Here is a 1,971-nt window from a genome sequence, read left to right as displayed (position 1 = left end):
AATTCAGGACATAATATTCCTGTTTCTTGCCCAGTATTTCCTTTTCTTCAATGCTCTCAACCACTCCGGCTCCATGCATTGGATAAACTACCTTATCACCCACTTGAAACTCCACGGGAATGCCTCCTCTGACAAATAATCTACCGTATCTACTATACCACAAATTCACTGTTATGTCAATAAACTTGATATTCTAACATACAGAGTACGCCTTGTCAACTATAAAATTTATATTTGTTTCCTTTTGGTTCGTTGTAAAATTAAATGCAACACCAAAAAAATTATAGAACCATAGTGAGAAATCCTGTATGATATAGATATCCCAAAAACACTAAACATACAGGGGGTCCCACTATGGCTCAATATAATTGTACCACGAAATACCGTTCATTTAAACATTTAGATGAGATCGAAAGAGGGAAAATTGCTGCTTTACATAAAGAAGGTAAAAGTATGCGCTATATAGCAAAGCAGCTGGGTCGAGCTCCAAGTACTATAAGCAGGGAAATTAAACGTGGTACTGTTACTCAGCTTAAATCTGATTTGTCTGCTTACGAAGCATACTTCCCCGAAGCGGGACAGGCAATATATGAAAAGAAGCGGAAAAATTGTGGTGCTAAACTTAAACTCTCATTCGTTAAGGACTTTATTAGATTTGCGGAGGAAAAGATGCTTGAGAAAAAACCATGGTCTCCAGATAGTATAGTCGGTTATTGTAAAAAAGATGCCGATTGGGAAAACAAGCCCATGGTTTGTACTAAAACCCTGTATAACTATATAGATAGGGGATTACTCAAAGTACGCAATATTGATTTGCTGCTTAAACCCAGGTTAAAACCTGGTGATAAGACGAAACGAAGAGAAGCCAAACGTATCATGGGTAAAAGTATAGATTTAAGGCCAAAGGAAGTGGAGACACGAGAAGAGTTTGGGCACTGGGAAATAGATACTGTAGTAGGCAAACGTTCTAATGATGCGGTTCTTTTGACAATGACAGAGAGGAAAACCAGGTATGAGCTCATATTCCTGCTGGATTCGAAGGATAGTGAAGCAGTAAAGAGAGTGTTTATGGAACTTAAAAACAGCTATGGGGAATTATTTGGGGAAGTATTTCGCAGCGTAACAGCCGACAATGGTTCGGAATTCAGTGAATTATCGAGTATTTTAGGAAGTCTAAGGAGTGAAGCCTATTTTGCCCATCCTTACTCGTCGTGGGAAAGGGCAAGCAACGAGAGGCAAAACGGGATTATAAGGCGTTTTATTCCTAAGGGTAAAGCAATAAGAGGTATATCGCTATCAGAGGTCAAGGATATAGAGAGGTGGATAAATCAATACCCGAGGAAAATACTGAGTTATAGGACAGCAGAAGAATATTTTTATGAGGAGTTATTGAAGATATACAAAGAAAAAGGCAAAGAACCAGGAGAACAGCATGTCCAGGTAGGTTGATAATATAACAGATATTTTAAGAAGCAAAAGGTAATGATGATTATAGTTAAGGCCTTTTGGCCAGGCATGCCAAAAGGCCTGGGAACAATTATATCATTTTATGTCCGGTGTCAAGGTCGGGTAGTATTTTCTCGCTAACGCTCGAAAATCTCCACCCTTCCCATGACACCGTAAGGTTTTACAGATTAAACAGTAAAAATTTGGATATCTATATCATACTTTCCTGTCAAAAAAGTGTTGCATTTATTATTGCAATTTAGAATTATTATATATTATGGGTTCGGTGCCAAAACAATGTATGGCCTTCTTTTTGGAATGGTGGTATAATATTTACATTCATGATAATTAAGGAGGCGGTGTTTTTGAAAATAATTGAGGCAATACTGCTGGGCATATTGCAGGGACTGACCGAATTTTTGCCCATCAGCAGTTCGGGACATCTGGCTATTGTTCAGCAGATTTTTGGAATTGAAGAGGCTGATGTTGCCTTTGATGTTATGCTTCACCTCGGCACCCTTGTTG

The 1,971-nt window shown here is 38.5% G+C and carries 3 protein-coding genes; 2 read left to right on the top strand and 1 reads right to left on the bottom strand.

Annotated elements, in window-relative coordinates:
• Positions 1-115 (bottom strand): CarD family transcriptional regulator (locus PLH43_RS13610; RefSeq protein WP_324364016.1); only part of this gene is annotated, 115 nt, incomplete at its 3' end.
• Between the two features lie 239 nt (positions 116-354).
• Here PLH43_RS13610 and PLH43_RS13605 point away from each other — a divergent pair.
• Both PLH43_RS13605 and PLH43_RS13600 read left to right on the top strand, forming a co-directional pair.
• Positions 355-1,449, top strand: a complete 1,095-nt coding sequence (locus PLH43_RS13605; protein WP_324364014.1) for an IS30 family transposase — start codon at positions 355-357, stop codon at positions 1,447-1,449.
• 338 nt (positions 1,450-1,787) lie between these two features.
• Positions 1,788-1,971 (top strand): undecaprenyl-diphosphate phosphatase (locus tag PLH43_RS13600; RefSeq protein ID WP_324364013.1); only part of this gene is annotated, 184 nt, incomplete at its 3' end.

The sequence above is a fragment of the Acetivibrio sp. genome (assembly GCF_035371925.1).
Lineage (GTDB): Bacteria > Bacillota > Clostridia > Acetivibrionales > Acetivibrionaceae > Hungateiclostridium.
Note: the sequence above shows the minus strand (reverse complement) of the source record. Positions and strands in the feature narration are given on the sequence as shown.

Excerpts from the sequence above, each read along its gene's own strand:
- PLH43_RS13605 (WP_324364014.1), top strand. The coding sequence starts at position 355 with ATGGCTCAATATAATTGTACCACGAAATACCGTTCATTTAAACATTTA.